General features: G+C 71.3%; 21 protein-coding genes. 6 read left to right on the top strand and 15 right to left on the bottom strand.

Features of this window, described 5'->3' with window-relative positions:
- The 7 genes from ABZ919_RS11115 to ABZ919_RS11085 all read right to left on the bottom strand — a co-directional run bounded on the left by ABZ919_RS11115 (position 1) and on the right by ABZ919_RS11085 (position 8004).
- Positions 1-1278 carry a vanadium-dependent haloperoxidase gene (locus ABZ919_RS11115; protein ID WP_361245515.1) on the bottom strand — a complete coding sequence of 426 codons (1278 nt, stop codon included), beginning with the start codon at positions 1276-1278 and terminating at the stop codon, positions 1-3.
- Between the two features lie 259 nt (positions 1279-1537).
- Complete coding sequence (locus ABZ919_RS11110; protein ID WP_361245513.1) at positions 1538-2674, bottom strand: acyl-CoA dehydrogenase family protein; 1137 nt, start codon at positions 2672-2674, stop codon at positions 1538-1540.
- Between the two features lie 54 nt (positions 2675-2728).
- A complete protein-coding gene (locus ABZ919_RS11105) occupies positions 2729-3670 on the bottom strand; it encodes a diiron oxygenase (RefSeq protein WP_361245510.1) in 942 nt (313 codons plus the stop codon).
- A 6-nt stretch (positions 3671-3676) separates the two neighbouring features.
- On the bottom strand, positions 3677-4594 hold the full coding sequence (locus ABZ919_RS11100) for an aminotransferase class IV (protein ID WP_361245507.1): 918 nt from the start codon (positions 4592-4594) through the stop codon (positions 3677-3679).
- Positions 4591-6702, bottom strand: a complete 2112-nt coding sequence (gene pabB / locus ABZ919_RS11095; RefSeq protein WP_361245505.1) for an aminodeoxychorismate synthase component I — start codon at positions 6700-6702, stop codon at positions 4591-4593. The genes ABZ919_RS11100 and pabB overlap by 4 nt, the downstream gene beginning before the upstream one ends.
- Before the next feature lie 373 nt (positions 6703-7075).
- The gene (locus ABZ919_RS11090; RefSeq protein WP_361245502.1) at positions 7076-7510 is read right to left on the bottom strand and encodes a MaoC/PaaZ C-terminal domain-containing protein; all 435 of its coding nucleotides are present in this window, start codon (positions 7508-7510) and stop codon (positions 7076-7078) included.
- The gene (locus ABZ919_RS11085; protein WP_361245499.1) at positions 7507-8004 is read right to left on the bottom strand and encodes a MaoC family dehydratase N-terminal domain-containing protein; all 498 of its coding nucleotides are present in this window, start codon (positions 8002-8004) and stop codon (positions 7507-7509) included. The genes ABZ919_RS11090 and ABZ919_RS11085 overlap by 4 nt, the downstream gene beginning before the upstream one ends.
- Positions 8005-8519: 515 nt before the next feature.
- Here ABZ919_RS11085 and ABZ919_RS11080 point away from each other — a divergent pair.
- Positions 8520-9179 carry a sulfotransferase gene (locus ABZ919_RS11080; RefSeq protein ID WP_361245497.1) on the top strand — a complete coding sequence of 220 codons (660 nt, stop codon included), beginning with the start codon at positions 8520-8522 and terminating at the stop codon, positions 9177-9179.
- A gap of 57 nt (positions 9180-9236) precedes the next feature.
- Here ABZ919_RS11080 and ABZ919_RS11075 read toward each other — a convergent pair whose 3' ends face one another.
- The gene (locus ABZ919_RS11075) at positions 9237-10109 is read right to left on the bottom strand and encodes a helix-turn-helix transcriptional regulator (protein ID WP_361245494.1); all 873 of its coding nucleotides are present in this window, start codon (positions 10107-10109) and stop codon (positions 9237-9239) included.
- 102 nt (positions 10110-10211) lie between these two features.
- Here ABZ919_RS11075 and ABZ919_RS11070 point away from each other — a divergent pair, with 102 nt between their 5' ends.
- Entirely contained in the window at positions 10212-11708 is a 1497-nt protein-coding gene (locus tag ABZ919_RS11070) for an MFS transporter (protein ID WP_361245491.1), read from the top strand.
- 218 nt (positions 11709-11926) lie between these two features.
- Here the strand turns inward: ABZ919_RS11070 and ABZ919_RS11065 are convergent, their stop codons facing one another.
- The 5 genes from ABZ919_RS11065 to ABZ919_RS11045 form a co-directional block, all read right to left on the bottom strand.
- A complete protein-coding gene (locus ABZ919_RS11065) occupies positions 11927-12595 on the bottom strand; it encodes a response regulator transcription factor (RefSeq protein WP_361245488.1) in 669 nt (222 codons plus the stop codon).
- Entirely contained in the window at positions 12592-13914 is a 1323-nt protein-coding gene (locus ABZ919_RS11060; RefSeq protein ID WP_361245486.1) for a histidine kinase, read from the bottom strand. Before ABZ919_RS11060 ends, ABZ919_RS11065 begins: the two co-directional genes overlap by 4 nt.
- Before the next feature lie 17 nt (positions 13915-13931).
- On the bottom strand, positions 13932-14783 hold the full coding sequence (locus tag ABZ919_RS11055; protein WP_361245483.1) for an ABC transporter permease: 852 nt from the start codon (positions 14781-14783) through the stop codon (positions 13932-13934).
- Entirely contained in the window at positions 14780-15718 is a 939-nt protein-coding gene (locus tag ABZ919_RS11050) for an ATP-binding cassette domain-containing protein (RefSeq protein WP_361245480.1), read from the bottom strand. The genes ABZ919_RS11055 and ABZ919_RS11050 overlap by 4 nt, the downstream gene beginning before the upstream one ends.
- A 201-nt stretch (positions 15719-15919) precedes the next feature.
- Positions 15920-16828, bottom strand: coding sequence for a serine/threonine-protein kinase (locus ABZ919_RS11045; protein ID WP_361245477.1), 909 nt, complete (start codon positions 16826-16828; stop codon positions 15920-15922).
- A gap of 85 nt (positions 16829-16913) precedes the next feature.
- On the opposite strand from ABZ919_RS11045, the gene ABZ919_RS11040 reads away from it, so the two are divergent.
- The 3 genes from ABZ919_RS11040 (at position 16914) to ABZ919_RS11030 (ending at position 19066) form a co-directional block, all read left to right on the top strand.
- Positions 16914-17459: an RNA polymerase sigma factor gene (locus tag ABZ919_RS11040; RefSeq protein WP_361245474.1), complete on the top strand. Its 546-nt coding sequence runs from the start codon at positions 16914-16916 to the stop codon at positions 17457-17459.
- Between the two features lie 25 nt (positions 17460-17484).
- A complete protein-coding gene (locus ABZ919_RS11035) occupies positions 17485-18231 on the top strand; it encodes a hypothetical protein (RefSeq protein WP_361245471.1) in 747 nt (248 codons plus the stop codon).
- Between the two features lie 136 nt (positions 18232-18367).
- Positions 18368-19066, top strand: a complete 699-nt coding sequence (locus ABZ919_RS11030) for a hypothetical protein (protein ID WP_361245468.1) — start codon at positions 18368-18370, stop codon at positions 19064-19066.
- A gap of 73 nt (positions 19067-19139) precedes the next feature.
- Here ABZ919_RS11030 and ABZ919_RS11025 read toward each other — a convergent pair whose 3' ends face one another.
- Together ABZ919_RS11025 and ABZ919_RS11020 are read right to left on the bottom strand one after the other, a co-directional pair.
- Positions 19140-20372: an NAD(P)/FAD-dependent oxidoreductase gene (locus tag ABZ919_RS11025; protein WP_361245465.1), complete on the bottom strand. Its 1233-nt coding sequence runs from the start codon at positions 20370-20372 to the stop codon at positions 19140-19142.
- Positions 20373-20405: 33 nt separating this feature from the next.
- Positions 20406-20897 carry a hypothetical protein gene (locus ABZ919_RS11020; RefSeq protein WP_361245462.1) on the bottom strand — a complete coding sequence of 164 codons (492 nt, stop codon included), beginning with the start codon at positions 20895-20897 and terminating at the stop codon, positions 20406-20408.
- Positions 20898-21002: 105 nt separating this feature from the next.
- Here ABZ919_RS11020 and ABZ919_RS11015 point away from each other — a divergent pair, with 105 nt between their 5' ends.
- Positions 21003-21638: a PadR family transcriptional regulator gene (locus tag ABZ919_RS11015; protein ID WP_361245459.1), complete on the top strand. Its 636-nt coding sequence runs from the start codon at positions 21003-21005 to the stop codon at positions 21636-21638.
- Positions 21639-21676 lie beyond the last annotated feature (38 nt).

The following is a 21676-nucleotide window of genomic DNA, read 5'->3' as shown; positions in this document are numbered from 1 at the left end:
CTAGAGGTGACCTGCCACGGTGCCGGCCACCTGCGTGCCGAGGTCCCGGCCCGCCCGGTTGTCGAAAGACGTGTGCTGGCCGGACCAGATGCGGCTGAGCCACGCTTCGACGGCGGCGTCCTGGAAGCCGGCGAACGTTCGCGTCATGCCCTTCGACGTCACCGAGAGGTGGTGCCGCGCACCGTAGAAATCGGTGAGCGTCGTTGCCGCCGCCTGGCTGAAGGCGGCGTGCGCGCTGGGATAGGACGGATCCGGGGCGGTCGCCAGCAGGGGGGTCCAGTGAGGATCGCCGACGATGCGCGGGGTGTAGCGCGTTGGGCCGAGCCGTATGGCGGTCACGGGCCGCCATACGCGGTAGCCGTACTTGGCGTCGTAGAGCGCGATCGCGGTGTCGGCAAGGGACAGGTCGAGCCGGGCGAAGATCTTCACCGCCTGCTCCAGGGTCGTGTTCCGGGAAGTGACCAGGTTCTGCGCGATCTGGTTCCAGACGTTCCAGACGGGCGCCGCCGCCCAGAACTTCGCGGCAGCGGTCTGATCGGGGGTGCGGGTGGTACTGGTCCTGCTCCCCAGGTTCCTGACCTCGTTCAGGGCGGTGGCGTACGCGGCGCTGCTCACGGCCGGCGGCGCTGCCGGACGGAACTGGCGTCCGCGGGCCAGTACGAACGGCTTGACCGATCCCCAGTCGGTGAACACCGGTGCCGGGAAGTCGGGAGGGGTGGGCCGGTAGTCGCCGGGCCTGTCGCCCGGGCGGAACGGCGGAGCCTTCGCTGCGGACCCGTCGTCGGATCGCAGGCTGATCAGCCGGCGGGCCACCGCGGCTCCCACAGCCATCCCCGCCGCCTTGTCCGGGCCGCCCGGAATCACGGACAACCGGCTGCTCAACCGTTGGTCCACCCCTGCACGCTCGCCCGGGTACAGGGCGGCCAGCACATCGTGGGCCGCCTGGTCCGCTGCGGCGTCCGCACGAGCGCCTCGCGGCGCCGACACCGAGAACTTGTAGGCGGGGCCGGCCCGGGTGATCGACACCACGGCGTCGTACTCGGCTGCTTGGAGGAGCGCGAAGCTGCGCGTGGGGTGGACGCCGGCCGGCTGCGCCTTCGGATCACCGAGGATGGTGATGAGCTCGCGGTTCCATTCCACGACCAATGTCCCCGGCCCGGTGGCCGCGGTGGCCGGGGCCGGCGAGTGAGCGGCGCCGGACCCGAGAGCGGGGCCGGCGAGTCCGGCTGCCAGCGCGGTTCCGGTCAGTACGGCGAGCGTCTTCTGCCTTCCACCCATGTCTTGCGGCTCCTGTCGCTGGTGGTGGGCTGCGGCGACGGTGGTCGTCCACGTCGCCCACTCGGGCCACGGCGGACCGGACGGTCAGCGGACACCCCCCGCACCCCGATCACCTCTTCGCGTCATCAAGGTCGCTCGACAGATACAGCCTGAAGGGACCCGGTCCGCGCCGCAACTCCGGCATCGTCGACCGGCATCGCCGACGACGCGTCCCGGAGGTACGGCATCCCCCGGCACCGCAAGCGCAGCAGAGGGGACTTCAGTTCGCCACCAGGGAGCGCGCCACGATCAGGCGCATGATCTCGTTGCTGCCCTCGAGGATCTGATGCACCCTCAGGTCACGGACGATCTTCTCGATGCCGTACTCGGTCAGGTAGCCGTAGCCGCCGTGCATCTGGAGCGCGCCGTCGGCAGCCGCGAAGCCCGCGTCGGTCGCCACCCGCTTGGCCATCGCGCAGAGCGTGACCGCGTTCGTGTCGTCGGCGTCCAGCGCGGCCGCGGCACGCCACAGCAGGGCACGGGCGGCCTCGAGTTCGGTGGCCAGATCGGCCAGCCGGAACTGCAGGGCCTGCGATTCGATCAGGGGCCTGCCGAAGGCCTCCCGTTCGCGCAGGTAGGCGACGGTGCGCTCCAGCGCGGCCGCACCGCCGCCGAGCGAGCAGGCACCGATGTTGAGGCGCCCGCTGTTCAGGCCCGCCATCGCGATGCGGAAGCCGCGGCCCTCGCCGCCGAGCAGGTTGGCGGCCGGCACCCGCACGTCCCGCAGCACGACCTGGCGGGTGGGCTGTGCGTGCCACCCCATCTTGCGCTCTTCGGGACCGAAGGACAGACCCGGTGTGCCGTCCTCGACCAGCAACGCGGAGATGCCGCCAGGGCCGGGGCCGCCGGTGCGTGCCATCACGAGGTAGACGTCCGAGGCCCCGGCGCCGGAGATGAACTGCTTGACGCCGTTGAGCACGTACGCGTCACCGTCGCGCACCGCGGTGGTGCGCAGGGCCGCGGCGTCCGAGCCGCAGCCCGGCTCGGTCAGGCAGTAGCTGGCCAGGAACTGCATCGAACACAGAGGGGGCAGGAAGCGGCCGCGCTGCCGGTCGTCGCCGAAGGTGTCGATCATCGTGGCGACCATGTTGTGGATGGACAGGTACGCCGCCACGGCCGGGCAGCCCGTGGACAGCGCCTCGAAGACGAGGGTTCCGGCCAGCCGGGACAGACCGGAACCGCCCGCCTCCTCCCGCACGGTGATGCCGCCCATGCCGAGTTGGGCGGCCTTGCGCAAGGTGTCCACGGGAAAGTGGTGGGTCTCGTCCCACTCCACCGCGCACGGCGCCAGGTGCTCCTCGGCGAAGTCCCGTGCGGTACGGGCGATGTCCTGGAGCTCGTCGGTCAGGGTGAACATCTTCTCCTCGATTCCCGTGGTGACGGATCGAACGCCGCGGCGCGCGGCCCGGGCTCAGCCGCTCTGCGGCGCCGCGTCGACGAGTGACTGGTCGATGCCGAGGTCGTCGAGCAGGAGCTGCAGCGGGCCGGTGTCGCGCCGTGGCGTCGGGCGGCCCGAGGCCCACTCGGCCAGCTGCCCGGACTCGATCCGCAGGCCGGCGACCGCGGCCACCTCCACCCACGGGTCGAGGTCCGCGGCCCGGAACGCGGTCAGCCCGCTGATCAGCGCCTCGCGGAACAGCGCGCGCTCGGTGCCGTCCAGCGAGCGATAGAGCGATCCGGCGAGCTCGCGGAAGACGACGGCGTGTCCGCTCTCGTCGCGCCGGTGCATGTCCACCGTGATCCGGTTCATCGGCTGGATGTCCTCCGCGGTGGCCAGGCTCGACAGAAAGCCGCTGATGGTGGTCTCCGCCGCCAGGGAGAAGGCGATCTCGACCAGGTCGCGCTCGAAGCCCGACAAGCCCTCGCGGGCCCGGTCGAGGCCCTGTACCACCGCCCAGCCACGCGGGTCGAAGGCCAGGTCGTCGAGCCCACGCCGGCGCTTGGCGACACCGACCGCGTTCTGGCACATCAGGATGTGGAAGTGCTCGTCGATGATGGTCTGGTGCAGGGCGGTGTACGACACGTCGTCGCGACGTACCGGTATGCGCTCCTCCAGCATCAGCCGGCAGGCCGGCAGGATGATCTCGTTCTCGATCGCCGCGGTCTTGGCGTTGTAGGCGATCCACGCGGCCGCGAGGACGCGTTGGCGGGCCTGCCGGTCGAGCGGCTCGACGCCCTGGAGCGAGAGCACCGGCACGAGATGCTCGGGGAAGTCCGGCAGGTCCGGGTCGAAGTGCCCGTCGAGGTCGAGCTCGTCCTTCTTCACCGCGACGCGTCGGCCCCAGCGCAGGGTGAGCTGGGCCAGCAGGTCGCGCTCGTAGCTCGGTCGTTGCGTAGGGGTGTTGGTGGACATGCGATGTCAGCCTCGCTGCTGCGGGTCGGCGAAAAGGAGGGTCCCCCCGGTGCCCGGCGCCGGATCAGCGGCGTCGGGCACCAGGCCGGGGTGGGCGGGCAGGGCGAGCCGATCGAGGCGCGCCTGCCAGCGCCGTACTTCGGCCGACGAGTCCGGGGGTGGTGGGAACTCGTCGGCCTGGTTCAGCCAGCCGCCGACCGGCCGGATGCCGTGCAGGGCGTTGACCGCCCACACGGGCAGGCCGGCCAGGTCGGCCGCGGTGGCCGTCTCGTGGACCACCTGGTGGCCGGCTTCGGCCACTTCGGCGGTCAGGAGCGCGCGCGTCACTCCGGGCAGCAGTTCCGGCCCGGGTGGCGGGGCGCACAGGGTCGTACCGCGCCACCAGACGAGGCTGGTGGTGCCGCCCTCGCGGACGTGTCCGGACGCGGACAGCAGGAGCGGCTCGTCCGCGCCGGCCGCGCGGGCCGCCTCGCGCAGCCGCCCCAGCAGATCGAGGTCCGGTCCTTTGGCCCACGGCAGCTCACGGGGGTCCGCCATGCCTGGGTTCCAGAGCGTCACCGGCCCGCCGCGCGGCGGGGCCGGGCGCAGCCACAGGATCAGGCGCCGGCCGTACGCATCCGACCGGGCCTCGACCCGCGGGAACCAGCGGCCCCGGGCCGGCAGCAGGTCCACGGCCGCCCGCAGGAAACCGGTGACCTGGCCGGACGGTATGCCGAGCAGACGGCCGCAGGTGTCCCTGAACCTCCGCGCGTGGACCGCCAGCGCCCGTACCCTGCCGTCCTCGACCAGCCATGAGTCGGCGACGAGCAAGGGGGCCGCGGTCGGCGCCGGTCCCGCGGTCCGCTCGGGCAGCAGGGCGCCGTGCGGGCCGGCGGCCGGATCCCAGACGTAGCGGCCGGCCGGTGCCGGGGGGGAGGTGTTCATCGGGCCGCGGTGCCCGCCTGAGCCGGCAACGGTGCGCGGTAGGCGCGCAACGGAGCGTCGGCCTTGAGGATCATCTCCTGGTACTCGTCGTGCGGATCGGAGTCGAGCACGATGGCACCTCCGGCGCCGATGCTCAGAACGTCGCCGTTGCGGACGGCGGTGCGGATCACGATGTTGAGATCGGTCCCGCCGGACAGGCCGAAGTAGCCGAGGGTGCCGGAGTAGACGCCGCGGGCCTCGGTCTCGAGGCGGTCGATGATCTCCATGGTGCGCAGTTTGGGCGCACCGGTCATGGACCCGCCGGGGAAGCAGCGTCGCACGCACTCGACCGCGCCGACGGAGGGACGCAGCCGCCCCTTGACGGTGGAGACCAGCTGATGCACCGTCTGGTAGCTCTCCACGGCCATGTAGGGGTCGACGTGCACACTGCCGATGTCGCACACCTGGCCGAGGTCGTTGCGCAGCAGGTCGACGATCATCAGGTTCTCCGCCTGCGTCTTGGCGCTGGCCCGGAGCTCGGCGGCGAGTGCGGCGTCCCGCTGCGGGTCGGCGTCGCGCGGGGCGGTGCCCTTGATCGGCTTGCTCTCCACCCGCCCGTCCCGCTCGATCCGCAGGAAGCGCTCCGGTGAGGAGCAGAACACCGTCACTCCGTCGATGCGGAGGAACGCGGAGTACGGCGCCGGGTTCAGCCGCCGCAGACGACGGTAGAACTCCGTGTCGTCGTCGTCGAAGGGCAGGTGCAGCTTGTTGGTCAGGCAGATCTCGTAGCTCTCGCCGCGGACCAGCTGGCGCTGCGCCGCGCGGATGTCGTCCTCGTAGCCGGCCTGCCCGCGCACCAGATGGTCGGCCGGGTCGGGCGCCGGTCCCGCGTCGGCCTGTTCCGGCACCGGTGCCGGACGCAGCTGCACCAGGCGGGCCGCGGTGCGTTCGACCCAGGCGCGGGCCTCGTCCTCGGTCCGCTCGTCGTAGAGGGCCAGCACGTAGGTGCGGTTCTCCAGGTGGTCCACCGCGACCAGCCGATCGGCGAGCATCCAGGCCGCGTCCGGGGTGTCGGCGGTGTGCCGGGCGCTCCCGCCGCACTCGGCCTTCAGCTCGTAGCCGAAGTAGCCCACGTAGCCGCCGGTCAGGTCGAACGGGAGCGAGCCGGGATCGACCGCGCGCTCGCGCAGCCGTGTCTGAAGCACATCGAACACGCTGCCGCTGAGCACGCGGATGCCGGAGGCGTCGCGTGCCTTGACCGCCGCGGCCCCGGTCCGGTACGTGAGCACCTCGCTGAGCGGCCCGCCGGCGTCACCCAGGAACGAGAAGCGCGACAGTCCCGCCTCCACCCGGCTGCTGTCGAGCCAGAAGCTGTCCGGGCTGTCGGCGAACAGCTCCAGGAACACCGCCTCGGTGTCGACCGCTTCGGGCAGATCGGTGCTCAGTACCCGCAGCCGGCCGGCCGGGGTGGAACCGGTGGCCGGAACCTTTGCGTCGGCCCGGGCCGGTGCGGCCGACGGCTGTTCCTCGGCCTGGACGGGCGCGGCTGCGGCCCGGCGGGTCAACTCGGTGAAGTTGGCGATGAGTTCGCGTCCGAACTCCGAGGCGATCGACTCCGGATGGAACTGCACGCCCCAGCGCGGCAGGTCGCGGTGGCGCAGGGCCATGATCACGCCGTCCTCGGAACGGGCGGTGGCGATCAGGGTGTCGGGCAGCGGCTCCTGGACGCACAGCGAGTGGTAGCGCACCGCGGTGAACTCGGTGGGAATCCCCGCGAACAGCTCGTCGTCCGCGTGTTTGACCGTGGTCAGATGGCCGTGCCGCGGTTGCGGGGCCGGCGTGACGGAACCGCCGGCCAGGTGCGCGATGGCCTGGTGGCCCAGGCACACCCCCAGCACCGGCAGGTCGGTGCGCAGCAGAAGGTCACCGACGTACCCGAGATCGCGGCCGTTCTGCGGTCGGCCGGGGCCCGGCGAGACGACGATGTTGTCGAACCCCTCCAGCGGCATCGTGGCCAGGGCGGGGTCGTCGTTGACGACCACCACCGGGTCGACGCCGGTGACCTGGGCGATCAGTTGGAAGAGATTGAAGCTGTACGAGTCATGGTTGTCGACAAGCAGGGTGCGCACTCGAATACTCCTGGTTCAAGGGCGTTCGGCAGCCGGTCGGGCTCGCCTCGGAAAGTCGGGTGTGGGAGCCGTGCTCGACGCGGTCAGCGTTCGAGCGCGCCGCGGAGCGGCGCGTGCCAGGCGGTGAACAGCACGCGCTCCACTCGGCCGTTGAAGGGGCGGTGGTCACGCCGATGGGACCGACCGCACTCCGGTCGCCCGACCTGGTCGGTACAAGAACCTGGTGGGTGTGGTGTCACAGGACGTCCGGGGCCACAAGCGCACGGCGGTGTGCGCAAAGGGGTGCCGCAGCGGTGCACGCCCGGCCGGAGGGCTCAGGGGCGGGCGGGCGGCCGGCGATCACCTGGCCGCCCGGCGGCGCCTGCCCGGGTTCTCAGGCGAGTTGAACGGTGGCCTGCACGGTGGCGAGCACCTGGCCTTCCGGGGAGGCGGCGGTCACCCCGACGCGCACCCGGTTGTCGGAGAGCTTCTCCTCGACGGTTCCGGACAGCCGGAAGACCGCTCCCGTCCCGTCGTCCGGGACCGGGACCGGCCGGACCAGGCGGATACGGTGCTCCACCAGGGCGCCCGGGTCGCCGGTCCACCCGTTGACGATCTCCAGTACCTTGCCGAGGGTGAAGGGCCCGTGCATGATCACGTCGGGGAGTCCCACGGATCGCGAGATGCGCTCGCTCCAGTGGGTCGCGGCGAAGTCCAGGCGCATGGTCTGACCGCCGAACAGCAGCAGCGCGAGGCGGTCGACGGCGACCTCCTTGTCCGGCAGCGCCTGTCCGACACTGATGTCCTCGTAGCGCACCTTCGTGGTCATGCCGGACCACCCTTCTCGGTCCCGGTGGCCGGATCGAAGGTGTCCGCATGGGAGATGACGAACTTGTAGCCCGTGCTGCACACCGGTTCGCCGTCCTCGGTGGCGATCTCGTTCTGGATGTGGATGATGTCGCGCTGCCTGCTGATCTCGGTGATGTCCGCGACGGTCGAGGTCAGCGTGAGCCTGTCGCCGAGGCGGATCGGGCGGAACGAGACCGTGTGCAGGTCGGCCAGCAGCAGGTTCGCGCCGGGTTTGCGCCCGAGGTCGGGTTCGTACATCGGCCAGGCCCACACCATGCGGAACCACAGCCGCGAGGCGAACGCGGGCGGTGCGATGGGCGCGGGGTGCCCGAGCGAACGGGCCGCCTCCGGGTCCTGGTACACCGCGAGCGGCTCCTCGAACTGAGCCGCCGCATCGTGCAGCGTGCCCTCGGTCACCACCAGAACGGCATCTGATTTGGTACTGCGGCCAATGACCGCGCGATTCAACGGCATGAACGAACCACCTTTCCTCCCCCGTGTGGTTCGGGGCTCCCCCGTGATTGGAGACATGCTCCCAGTAAAGAATTGACGACTGCTTTACTTCGTCGTGTCCTACGTCACTTTGGCATGCGATCAGATCCGGGCAGCCACCCGATCTGTTCCGGACACAATGGTTCAGGGATGACAAGCGGCTGGCAACGGTTGCCTTGTGCGTGCACATATAGTGCGTGCCGTTGAGGTGCGTCTCATGTCGACGTCGTCAAGAGCGCACCAAGGAGTCGAAACGGAACCAACCCGTCCGTAAAGAGGGTTGGCGGGCCTCGGCCCCGCCCCGCACACGTCGTTATTCTGAAACGGGTTCGGGCTTGTCCGAAACGGGGGAAAAAATGAATCAGAAACGACCGACCGACCGTGCTTACCAGGAACTTCTCCGCCGGTATCGCACAAAGAGCACCCGTGAGTTAATCGGGTTGCCGCCACGTATCTCCACACGACGTTCACGCAGTACTCACCTGCGCCAATCCGACATGGACGAGGCTCTGCGAGGTGGTACGGGCACGTACCAGAAACTGGAGAACGGCGTCCTGGTTCCGTCACCCGAACTCTTCCTGCGGGTCGCCGGGACCCTGGGCTTCAGCGACCACCATCTGCGCATCGCCCATCTGGACCTCTTCAAGACCGATCCGGTGCTGCCGACGGGAGCCGCCTCCCCGCACTGGCACCGCTGGGCCGGCAGTCACACCGAGATGGCCTACGTGTGCTCTCCGGCAGGCGACGTCATCGCCGGCAACGACGCCTTCGCGGAGCTGTTCCCGTCCGGTGCGCCGCCGGCCAACATGACGGAGTGGGCACTGCTCTCCGCAGAGGCCCGCGAGGACGTCCTGCAGGACTGGGAGCGGGACTGGGCGCCCTACCTGCTCGCGGACCTGCGCCTTGCCGTCGCCCGGCACCCGGACGACCCGGCTCTCCAGAAACTGAGTGACGCCGTCCGGAACGACCCGCGTACGCGGCACATCGAGGACGCGCCCATCGGTATCGGGGACGAGGCACGCCAACTGCGCCACGCCCGACGAGGTGTGGTCACGGTCCGCGTGCTGGCGGCGCACACGAAGGATGTCATCACCGTGACACTTCTGTGCGAGACCCCGTCGCTCACCGGGGCCCACTCCACGGAGAAGCAGGGCTGAGCGTCCGACGTGAGGAGGGATCAGCGGCCGGCCTCCCGCTGATCCCCCCTCACGACCTCAGAACGCTCCTGCCACGGCCTCGGCACCGACCGGCCCGAACCTGTGGTGCGGGTCGACCAGACCGGGCAGCTTCGCCTCGGTCTCGGGATCGGCCGGAAGGCAGGTGAACAGTTTCACCCCGGGGGACTGCAGCGCGGCCAGCCGGACGTAGTCCACGGCCAGCCGCCCGAGCCGGGGGTGGTCGAACTCCCAGCGCGCCGAGCCGAAGTCGGCCACGCGGTGCTCGTCCCACAGCTGCCGGAACTCGTCGCTGACGGCATACAGTTCGTTGCTCAGCTGCTCGAAGCGGGGATCGCCGAGGTTGCGGGCAGCGTCCGCGCGGAACTGCGCGAGCAGCCCGGAGGCCTGCGCCTGCCAGTCCACCAGCAGCCGGCGGGTCTCCGGGTCGGTGAACACCATCCGGATGATGTTGCGTTCGGGGCCGGCCAGCCGGGTGGGATCGCCGATGAGGCCGGCCTCGGCCGCGTTCCAGGCCAGCAGGTCCCAACTCGGGCCGATGAGGTACGTCGGGTTCGGGTTGAGCGCATCCACCAGGCGCTGCAGCTCCGCGCTCGGCGCGTCGGCGTCCTCCTGACGCACGACGCCCTGCTTGTCCGCCAGCGTGTACATGTACAGCCGCTCGGCCGTCGTCAGGCGCAGGGCACGCGCCAGGCTGTCGAGCACCTGTCGGCTGACCGTGATGTCACGGGCCTGTTCTAGCCAGGTGTACCAGGTCACACTCACCCCGGACAGCTGCGCGACCTCCTCGCGCCGCAGCCCCGGAGTCCGCCTCCGCGGCCCCGGTTCGATCCCTACGTCACGCGGTGCGATCTGCGCGCGCCGGGCACGCAGGAAATCCGCGAGCTCCTGCCGCTGCGCCGTGTTGTCCATCCCATCCCCCGGTACGGACCGTAGCCGTCGATGCTGGTGCCGCCACCACTAGCATATCCGCGCCCATGTGCAGCGGCCCAAGGCGATGGAACGCTGAGGAACATGACACACCGAAAGGCCGACACGGCCGCCCAGGGATCGACGAGCGCGCCGCATGCGACCGAAGGGCAGGCCGCCCCGGCGCAGTCGACCGCCGCCTCACCCTGGCGGGCGCTGCCGATCATCCTGGTCGGCAGTTTCATGGCCATCCTCGACACCTTCATCGTGCTGGTCGCCGCCCCGGCCATCCAGACCGACCTGCACGCCTCCGACGGCGAGATCCAGTTGATCGTCGCCGGGTACCAGGTCACCTACGCCGTGGCCCTGATCACCGGGGCCCGGCTGGGTGACACCTTCGGGCGCAAGCGGTTGTTCATGCTCGGCATGGCCCTGTTCACCCTCACCTCGGCCGCCTGTGCACTGGCGCCGACCGCGGCGGTGCTCATCGTGGCGCGCCTCGCACAGGGCCTGAGCGCGGCGCTGATGTTCCCTCAGGTCTTCTCGATGATCCAGGTCCTGATCCCGGCGCAGCAGCGGCACCGCGCGTTCGGCGCGCTCGGTTCGGTGATCGGGGTGTCGACGATCATCGGCCAGCTGGTCGGCGGCCTGCTGATCGCGGCGAACCTGTTCGGCACCACCTGGCGCCCGGTGTTCTGGGTGAACGTCCCGATCGGCCTGATCACCCTGGCACTGGCGGCGCGGATGGTGCCCGAGACCCGCGCGCCGCAGGCCCGTTCGCTGGACCTGCCCGGTCTTGCGGTCCTCACGGTGGCGCTGTTCCTCCTGGTGATCCCGCTGGTGGAGGGACGCGACGCCGGCTGGCCGGCCTGGACCTGGGCCAGCCTCGCCGGCAGCGCGGTGGCGTTCGCGCTGTTCGTCGTGGTCGAGCGCCGGGTCGAACGGGCGGGGCGCGCCCCGCTGGTCTCCCTGCGGCTGTTCGCCGAGCGCCCGTTCGCCGTCGGCATCACACTCGTGGTCGTCGCCTACGCCGGTGTGAACTCCTTCTTCCTGATCCTGTCGTTGATGCTGCAGAACGGTCTCGGGATGTCCGCCCTGGGCGCGGGTCTCGAATACACGCCGCTGGCGGTCGCGTTCTTCGCCACCAGCCTGCTGGCCGCACGTTGGACGCCGCGCTACGGCCGGCGTGTGCTGGAACTCGGCAGCCTGCTGGCCGCGGCGGGATTCCTCGCCACACTGCTGGTGGCCTTCGCCGAGGGCGGTCGGCTCTCGGCCGGCCCGCTGATCGCGCCGCTCACCCTGGTGGGCCTCGGCAACGGCCTGCTGCTCCCCCAGCTGCTGAACGCGGTGCTCGGCCGGATCCGTCCGAGCGAGGTCGGCATGGCCTCCGGTGTCCTGTCCACCGGCCAGCAGGTCGGTGGCGCGGTGGGAGTCGCGGTGATCGGCGTGTTCTTCTTCGACGCCCTGACGCCGCACGGCAGCCGGGTGGCTCAGTACGCGCACGCCTTCGGTACGGCGGCGATCCTGAACCTGGTCATCGCAGCCGTCGCCACCGCGCTGCTCCTTGCCCTGCCCCGGCAGAAGCCGGCCGAGGCCGTCTGACGGCCGGTCCGCGACGGGCTTCCTCCGCAACAGCCCCGGGCCGACGGCCCGGGGCTGTTGCGTTTCTCGGGCCGCAGTCGCTGGGCGCAGTCCGTCGAGGCGGCCTCCGTCGCTGGGCGCAGTCCGTCGAGGCGGCCTCCGCATCGTCGGGACACGGCTGTCCGCTCGCGTCCCGCGGCGATCCGCTCGCCCTGGCCGACGGTGGGCGGCGGCGCCGCTCAGGGCGAGTGAGGTCGGGCCAGGCCGTGGTCGTAGGCGAAGATCACCGCCTGGATGCGGTCGCGGGCGCCGATCTTGGACAGGACGCGGCCGACGTGCGTCTTCACCGTGGACTCCGACAGGACGAAATACGTGGCGATCTCACCGTTGGTCCAGCCCTTGCCGATGGCGACGAGGATCTCGCGTTCGCGGTCGGTGAGGGCGCTCAGGCGCGGATCCTCGGCGGAGCCGTCGCCGCCGGCTGGTACGAGCCGGGCGAATTCGTGCAGCAGACGGCGGGTGAGCGCGGGCGCGATCACCGCGTCCCCGACGGCCACGGCGCGGATGCCGGCGAGGAGCTCCTCGGGGCGGGCGTCCTTGAGGAGGAAGCCACTGGCTCCGGCGCGCAGGGCAGCGTGGACGTACTCGTCCAGGTCGAACGTGGTGAGCACCAGGACGCGGGAGCGGTCTCCGGAGGCGACGATACGGCGCGTGGCCTCGATGCCGTCCATGCCCGGCATGCGTACGTCCATGAGGACGACGTCCGGGCGGAGTTCGGCGGCCTTGCGCACGGCTTCGGCGCCGTGCGCCGCCTCCCCGACGACCTCCGTCCCGGGTACGGAGTCCAGGAGCATGCGAAAGCCGTACCGCTGGAGCGGCTGGTCGTCCACGACGAGCACGGTGGTCACCGGGCACCGCCCCGGGGAGCGAGGTCGAGGGTGACCCGCACCGTCCATCCCGGGCCTGCCGGCCCCGCGCTGACGTGGCCGCCGTAGAGAGCCGCTCGTTCTCGCATGCCCACCAGGCCGTGTCCCTCCTCGTTCGCCGTGCCGGGACGATCGGCCGGTGCGGGTGAGCCGGAGTCCCGGACGGTGATGGTCAGCCGTGTGTCCTCGACGACGATCGCCAGGTTCGCACGGGCCCCCGCGCCGGCGTGTTTGAGGGTGTTCGTCAGGGCCTCCTGCACGATGCGGTAGACGGTCAGCTGCACCCCGCTGTCCAGGGCGTCGACGTCACCGGCGGTACGGTAGACGACTTCCAGACCGGCGGCCCGTACCCCCTCGCACAGCGCGTCGACGTCCGTGAGACCGGGCTGCGGGCTCAGCTCGGGCTCGCTCCGCGAGCCGTCCGCCGCACGGAGGACACCGAGCACCCGCCGCAGTTCGCTCAGCGCCTGGCGACCGGTGTCGCCGATGAGGTACAGGGCCTCCTTTCCCCGTTCCGGGGCGCCGGCGTAGGCGCCCGCGTCGGCCAGCGTGATGATGACGGACAGGTTGTGGCCGACGATGTCGTGCATCTCGCGGGCCACCCGCGCCCGCTCGGCCGCGACGGCGAGCCTGCCCCGCTGGTCGCGTTCGATCTCCAGCCGGGCCGCGCGGTCCCGCAGCCCGGCCAGCTGGGCCCGCCGGATGCGGATCATCAGGCCGAGCGCCAGGGCCGCGGTCGCCGTGCTGAGCAGGAAGAAGAGCGCGTCCCAGACCGACACCGCCGCCGAGACCCGCGCCGCGACCAGGCCCAGCGCACCCGCCATGACCGCACAGGCCCACGGCAGCTGCCGCAGCGGCCCGTGCAGGGCCAGGCTGTACAGGGCGACGAAGAGGGCGACGTCGGCACGGAGTGCGGCCCCGAGGGACCACTGGACGACGAACACGGCCGTGACGGCACCGAACGCCACCGCGGGCGCCCGCCGCCGCCACAGCAGCGGCAGCACCAGCCCGGCCTGCAGGGCCAGCATGCCGACCGCGGGCAGCCTGGTGAACGCCAGGCGGAAGCGGCGCGGGCCGTCACCGTCACCGTCCCCGCCGATCGCGCCGACCGCGTGCAGCAGGTCCGGCAGGCAGAACAGCACGAAGACCAGCACCACCACCGCGGTGTCCAGCACCCAGGGCCGGGCCCGGTCGGCGTGCCGGAGCCGCTGGCCGGCCCGGCCGAGCCGGGCGACCAGCGGCCCCATCCCGCTGAGATCATCGGTGGTCGTGGAACTCACCCGCCCATGATGCGCGCCCATGACGCGGGTGCCGCAGCTCAGACGTCGCTGCGCAGCAGCCGGTACGCCGCCCCTGCCAGCGCCAGTGCCGTCCAGGCGAGAAAGACCAGCAGCCCGGCGGAGGGCGACAGGGCGGTCGAGTCATGGGTCAGCGCGAAGATCGACTCGCCCGCGTGGCTCGGCAGGTAGGGGTCGATGTCGCCCTGCCACGAGGTGGGCAGCAAGGAGACCAGTCCGGGCACCAGCATGAGGGCGGCGACCAGGACCGAGATGCCGCCCGCGACTGACCGCAGCAGCGCCCCGAGGGCGGTGCCGATCACACCGACCAGGCCGAGGTAGAGCCCGGCGCCCAGCAGGCTGCGTACGACGCCGGCGTGACCGAGTCCCATGGCGGCGGGCGTGCCGGACACGATCCGGCTGCCGACGAGGAAGGCGACGAACGCGCCGGCGGTCGCGACCACCAGAGCGACCAGTCCGTACACCGCCGCCTTGGACCACAGCACGGGCAGCCGGCGCGGTACGGCCGCGAGGGTCGAGCGGATCATGCCGGTGGAGTACTCGCCCGCCGTGACCAGCACGCCGAGCACGCCGAGTGCGAGCTGGGCGAAGTTCGTGCCGAAGAGGGACAGGCTCACGGCCGTCGCGGTGGCGAAGTCGCGGTCCATGTGGCGGCCGGAGTCGAGATTGGACTTGTAGTGGCTCGCGGCGATGACGCCGAAGGCGACGAGGAACAACAGGCCGAGGCCGAGGGTGATCCAGGTGGAACGCAGGGACCAGAGCTTGGCCCACTCCGAGGCCAGCACGCGTCGGCCGGTCACCCGGTAGGCGGGCCGGGCGGGAGTGGCCGGGGCGGTCTCGGGGGTCTCGGGGGTTGCCGTGAGGGTGCTCATGCGGCGCTCCCGGAGGTCTCGATGCCGGTCGTGGAGCCGTGGTACTCCACGGCGTCCCTGGTCAGTTCCATGAATGCCTCCTCCAGCGAGACCGCCTTCGTGGTCAGCTCGAACAGGGGGATCCCGTGATCGGCCGCCTTCAGTCCGATCTCCCGGGCGGACATGCCCGTGACCTGCAGGTCCTCGGAGCCGATACGGCCGGTGATCTCCACGCCCGGCCCGGCCAGCGCGTCCCGCAGCCGCGCGGGGTCGTTCGTCGCGACCTTCACGGTGTCGCCGCCCGCCTCGCGCACCAGGTCCCGCACGGTCGTGTCGGCCAGCAGCCGGCCACGCCCGACGATGATGAGGTGGTCCGCCACCAGCGACACCTCGCTCATCAGGTGCGAGGAGACGAACACCGTACGCCCCTCGGCCGCGAGGGCGGTGAGCAGGTTCCGGATCCAGAGGACGCCCTCGGGGTCCAGCCCGTTGACGGGCTCGTCCAGCATCACGGTCTGCGGATCGCCGAGCAGGGCCGCCGCGATGCCGAGCCGCTGTCCCATGCCGAGGGAGAAGGCACCGGCCCGCTTCCTCGCGACGCTGCCGAGACCGGCGAGTTCGACCACCTCGTCGACGCGGCGGCGCGGAATGCCGTGGGTCAGTGCGAGGGCGCGGAGGTGGTTGTAGGCCGAGCGGCCCGGGTGGATCGACTTCGCCTCCAGCAGCGCCCCGACCTCCTGCAGCGGTGCCTGGTGGCGGGCGTAGCGCTGCCCGTTCACCGTGACGGAGCCGCTCGTCGGCGCGTCGAGGCCGACGATCATGCGCATCGTCGTGGACTTGCCCGCACCGTTCGGGCCGAGGAATCCGGTCACCGTACCCGGCTTCACGGTGAAGTCCAGACCGTCGACGGCGGTCTTCTCCCCGTACCTCTTGGTGAGCTGCTGGGCCTCGATCATTCGCGTTCTCTCTCTCGGACTCCGGCGCCCGGCACGCCCGACGCCTCCTCCTCCACGCTAAGGTCGGGGTCTCCCCGATCCGGTGGTACCGGGGGCCGATCCCTGGCGGGCAGGTGGTACCGGGGTACTACGGCTTCGCCGCACCGCCTGAAGCGGTCGCCCTCCCGGCGGCTTCGTGCGGGACGCGGTCGTCGTCCGCGTTCAGCGGGCCAGCCAGGTCAGCACCGCTGTCACCAGGAACACGACGACCGCCGCGAGCCAGACCAGGAGGCGTGCCGGCCCCGTGGGCCCGGCCGACGCCCACTCCTGTCCTCCCGGTGACAGCAGCGCGTCCGCGAACGCCTGCGCGGTTCTCGGCCGGCCCTCCGGTTCCACGGACAGCGCGGCGCGAAGAAGTGTGGAGATGCCGTTCGGAACGCCCAGCTCTCCGGGAATCGTCGGCGACGTCGACGCCGATGCCTGCCCCGTCGGGGGGATGGTGCGGCCGCCCGGACCGAACGGCTTGCGCCCGGTGAGCAGTTCGAACGTGACGGCACCGAGGGCGTACACGTCGGCTCGGCCGTCGAATCCGCCGGTCTGGAACGCCTGTTCGGGTGCCATGTAGGCGGGGGTGCCGGTGGTCACGGTCAGTCCCGACGCGTCGGCCAGTTGCTTCGCGCTGCCGAGGTCCGCGACTAGTACGGCCGTGGGCGTGCGGCCGGTGTCGAGCAGGAGGTTCGACGGCTTGATGTCACGGTGGACGACGCCTGCGTCGTGCAGCACCTGGACGGCGTACCCGGCCTCGGCCGCCAGATGCAGCGCCTCCGCGGGCCGGCAGTGCCCGATCCGCTCGGCCAGCGTGCCGCCCCGGACGTAGTCCATGACGAAGTAGGGCCGGTCGTCCTGGACACCGACGTCGTGCACCCGTACGACACGTGGGCTGGAGATCCTGCGGAGCAGCCTCGCCTCGGCCAGAAATCGCTGTCGTACATCGGCGTTCGACGCCCAGTTGTCGGCCAGCACCTTGACCGCGACATCCGTGTCGAGCTCGGGATCGTATGCTTTCCAGACGGTGGCGAACGAACCGGCTCCCAGTCTCTCCTCGAGGAGATAACGGCCCAGCTTCTGCATGCGGCGACATTCTGCCCGAGGCGTCGGGGCCGGAACCACGGCGGGGCCGGGCGGAGGCGGGACCAGGCGTGAACGGGGGCAGCAGGTGATCGAAGAGGACGGGCTGACACAGCTCGTGGCGTCGGCCCAGGCGGGTGACCGGGCGTCCTTGGACCGCCTCCTCATCAGGCTGCGTCCCCTGGTCATGCGCCGCTGCTCCAGGTTTCTTCCGCACCACGCCGACGCGGAGGAGGCCGCGCAGGACGCCCTGCTGTCCGTCAGCACCCATCTGCACGAGTACAGCGGGCGCGGCTCGTTCCTCGGGTGGGTGACCGTGATCGCCTCGAACGCCGCCAGGTCCACCTACCGCTCGATGCGCCGGCGCGCGGAGGACAGCCATGCGCACCTGCCCGAGAGCGCCGACCCCCGGACGACGAGCGTCATCGCGGGAACCCGTCTGGACCTGATGGAGTCGCTGACCGCGCTCGAGGAGCGGCATCCCGCCCTGGTGGAATCGTTCGTGCTCCGCGATCTGGGGGACCTGACCTATCTTCAGGTCGCCGAGATCACCGGTGCTCCCCTGGGCACCGTCAAGGACCGTATCCATCAGGCCCGTCGCTTCATGCGGGACCGCCTCAGCGGCGGCTTCTGAGACATCCCTGTCAAGAGGCATCTGCGTGCGAGCTCGGACCATCGTCGTCATCCTGGCGGCAGCCGTCGTACTCGGCCTGCTGACCGGCCGGTTCGTCCTGCCCGCTCGCTCCGCTCCGGCCACCCCGGCGGCGGCGCCGGGCGCTGCCGCGTCCTCGCCACACACCGGCTCTCCGACGCCGAAGCCCGCCCACGGACCCATGACGGCCCGGCACCTGTTGGCAGCGGCCGAGTTCCGGAAGGTCGGGATCTCCAAGCGCATCTACGTGCGGGACCGTGTCGGAGACGGCAACTACGCCAACGCCGCCTGCACCGGGGAGAAGACCCTCGAAGAGACCCTGGGAGGGCCGGACGCACACTTCCGCGGGTTGATGACGACCAAGGGCGCGGACGGCAGCGACCCCACCCTGGCCGTGAACATCGACGACCAGGTCGCGCGCGAGGTCGCCGCCGCCGCCCAAAGCCCGGCACTGGCTCAGAACTTCGCCCAGCGACTGCTGTTGGAGGAGGTCCCGTGCCAGGAGGAACCGGCCGGTCACTGGGTCTACGGGCCGACGCACACGATCGATGTCGCTCCGAGTGTCACCGCGGGCTGGATGGGTTCCTACGAAGGTGACCTGAACACCACGGGGACCGCCCCACGGGGCAAGGAGCCGTGCGGTGGCATCGCCATACTCCGGAACGGCTCCCACTACGGGGTCCTGGAGGTCGACGCCTGCCTGGACACGACTGCGATGACGCGGATCGTCCGGGCGGCCTTGACGCGGCTCTGAGACCGCCCCGGCCTCGATGGCACAGGTGAGGTGGCTCACACCGATCGCGGCGGATCGGCATCCAACATCTCCCGCACCCGCTGCATCTCCCTGGTGTACGACGACGCGAACCGCGTCGCGACAGACAGGAGATGAGATGTTCGACAACCGAGCAGTCGGCAGGACGTTCTCGCGCCGCGGTCGTACCGCGCAGGTGGCCGCCTCCGTCGGCGCCGCCCTGATCGCGGTCGGCATCGGCGCGCTTCCCGCTGCCGCCGCCGGCGACACGAGCTCTGCGAGCCGGCCGGCGACCGCGCCCAGCGCCGCTGCCGCTCGGTCCGGCTTCGGCTCCGGCAACCTGCTGCAGCGGGAGGACTTCTTCCAGCAGGGCCTGAGCCCGGTCGGCGCGACGGTGCACACGACCGGGAACCAAGCGCTCTCGGCGTGCTCCGGCGAGGAGACCATGCGCGCGCTGACCCAGGGGAAGGCCGGCGCGTACGCAGACGTGACCTGGACCTTCGACACCCACGACACCGTGCTGACCGAATCCGTCGCGAACACTTCCACGAACACGTCGGCGGCCTCCTACGAGAAGCGGCTCGACAGGCTGGTGCGCAGCTGCCAGGACGAGCCGGCCGGCCACTGGTACTACGGCAAGGGGCACCTGATCACCGTCAGGGCGGGCGAGGGCAGTTGGTACCCGGCCTTCAGCGGCGACGGACAGGTGGCCGGTGGTGTCGCGGTGATCCGCAGCGGTCACCGCTTCGGCGTGGTCGAGCTCTCCGGCCAGCCCAGCGACGACCCCGGCTACATGGAAGGCATCGCCGCCGCTGCCATCAACCGGCTGGCCGACTGATCTCGCTGCGCGCCCCCTGGCCCCGTGAAAGGTGAGCCGGGGGGCGATGAAGCGGACCAGGGTGTCCGGTCGGTCACCGGCTCGATCCGGTACCGCCTGCCGCACTCCGCGGTCGGTTCGTCACCGGCGCGTCCCAGTCGATCCGGTAGCGGTGCGTCCAGCCGAACATCTTCTCCGGCTTCATGAACGTCCGCGTCGCCAGCGGCATCAGCAAGGCCATGATCTTCGTCGCGGCCGGACCCATCGCCTTCTGGCTGTTGGTCTTCGCGGCCTGGGCCGCCACCTTCTCCACCCTGCCCCGCCTCAGCTGCTCGTACGTGGCGAACGCGGCGCCCGCGTCGGGGACGTCCCGCAGACACCGCGCCAGCTGCACCGCGCTCTCCACCGCGAGGGACGCGCCCTGGCCGGAGCTTGAGGACGGCGCGTGGGCCGCGTCGCCGACCAGGACCATCCGGCCGCGGTACCACTTCGGCACCGACGGCAGGATCTCCAGCCCTCCGAACGTGAGGAGTTCGTCGTCGCCGGTACCCCGGAGCAGATCGCGGCCGGGTACGTCCTCGGCGAACTTCTCCCGAAGGATCCGCATCCACGCGGCCGACGGAGTCGCGCGGGCCTGCTCCGCGCCGAGCGGCTCGTCGTACGGCAGGTTGGCGAACCAGGCGGTGCCTGCGCCGGGCACCGGCCAGTAGCCGAGGAACGCTCGCTCGCCGAAGGCGAAGTACATGGCGTCCGGCCGCGCACGGGGGACCTCCGTCTTCGAGTGCGCGCCGAAACCGAGCAGTCCGGTGTACCGGGGGCCCGGCGCTGCCGGGTCGATCAGCCGGCGGACCGTGGACCGGATGCCGTCGGCCCCGACCAGCACGTCCGCGGTCACCCGGGTCCCGTCGGCGAACTCGGCGGTGATGCCCGCCGGGGTTTCCACGGCCCCGGTCAGCCGCTTGCCGTACACGGTCGGCACGCCCACCGCGGCGGCCCGCTCGCGCACCGCCCGGTACAGGTCGGCGCGCCACATCACCTGACTCGGCGGCAGGCCCGTCAGCCCGCCGAACTCGCCCATCCGCCGGCCGTGTCCGTCGGTCATCACCATGCGGTGGATCGGCTGACCGGCCAATCCCTGCTGCACACCCACGACTTCGAGGGCGCTGAGCCCGTTGGGTGCGACCATCAGGGCGCCGCCGAGGCCGTCCGCCGTGTTCTCGTAGGCCTCGTAGACGGTCGCCTCGATGCCCGCCCTTCGCAGTGCGAGGGCCGTCACCGGTCCGGCGATGCCGCCTCCGACGACGGCCGCCGTCCTGATCGCGCTCATGTGTCCGCCTCTTTCCCGCGCCCGGATGGGAGGTCAGTGCCCGTGCGCGCGTGCCGGGTCGTCGACCGTCGGGTGACCGCCCGTCGCGTGGGCGCGCCGCAGGTCCTCCAGGTAGGCGCGGGAGCACATGGCGCTGAGGATCGCTGTGCCGCCGCGGTGCACGCGGACCTCGCTGTCGGTCGCGGCGCCGGTCAGCCGGATCCGGCGGGCGGTGGCGGGCAGGTGTTTCCCGGCGGTGCCGCCCTGTGCGTCCTTGACCTTGCCGCGGGCGGTCCAGTGCAGGTCCCAGTGGTCGACGACGGCGTCGTCCGGAACCAGCAGCTTGACCGTGGCGCGCTGGAGTTCCAGCCGCAGCTCCAGGTCGTCGGGCAGGTCGGGGGAGCGCAGGTCGATCACCGCCAGGCCCCGGCGGGCGCGCACCTGGACGTGTCCGGCGCGGGTCCAGTTGCCCAGTCGCTTGGTCACCGTGTGGTCGGCGTGGATGCGCTCGGTGGCGGCGGTCGTCTCCGTGCTGGTGGTGGTCATCTCCGGGGTCTCCGTTCGCTCGTGCTGGGCTCTCTCCCACTGAGTTGATAGTTGCAGCGCAACTAGTCTCATGTCAACTAGTTTCACCGTGGGTAATATGCGGGCATGGACACCCCACCACGCAGCTCCCCGCTGGCCCTGACCGTGCTGGCCCTGCTGCACTTCCAGCCGCTGCACCCGTACGGAATCCAGAGGTTGATCAAGCAGTGGGGAAAGGACCAGGTGGTCAATGTCGGCCAGCGCGCGAGCCTCTACCGGACGATCGACCGGCTCCTCGCCGCGGGCCTGGTCACGGTCCGGGAGACGGGCCGCGACCAGCAGTACCCCGAGCGGACGGTGTACGAGCTGACCGACGCGGGGCGCTCGACCATGCGCGTGTGGCTCGACGAGATGCTGGCCGCGCCGAAACAGGAGTTCCCCCAGTTCCCCGCAGCGCTGTCCTTCGTCCTCATGCTCGCCCCGGAGGAGGCCCTCGATGTGCTGGAACAGCGCGCGGCGGCACTCGCGCAGCGCCTCGACGCGCACGACAGGTCCCTGGCGGAGCAGACCGACGTCCACGGCCTGCCGCGGGTGACCATGCTCGAGGACGAGTATCTGCGTGCGATGACCGCGGCGGAGCTGAACTGGATCCGCGCCGTCGCGGACGATCTGCGCAGCGGTCGGCTCAGCTGGACCTTCGAGGAGCTGGCCGGTTTCGCCCGGAGCACAGGGCAACAGGCACTGGCCAAGGACCATCCCTAGGGATGCGGTGACCAGGCCCGTCCCGGTGCCTCAGACAG

Source organism: Streptomyces sp. NPDC046759 (genome assembly GCF_040645475.1).
Taxonomy (GTDB): domain Bacteria; phylum Actinomycetota; class Actinomycetes; order Streptomycetales; family Streptomycetaceae; genus Streptomyces.
This window is presented reverse-complemented; position numbering and strand designations above follow the sequence as displayed.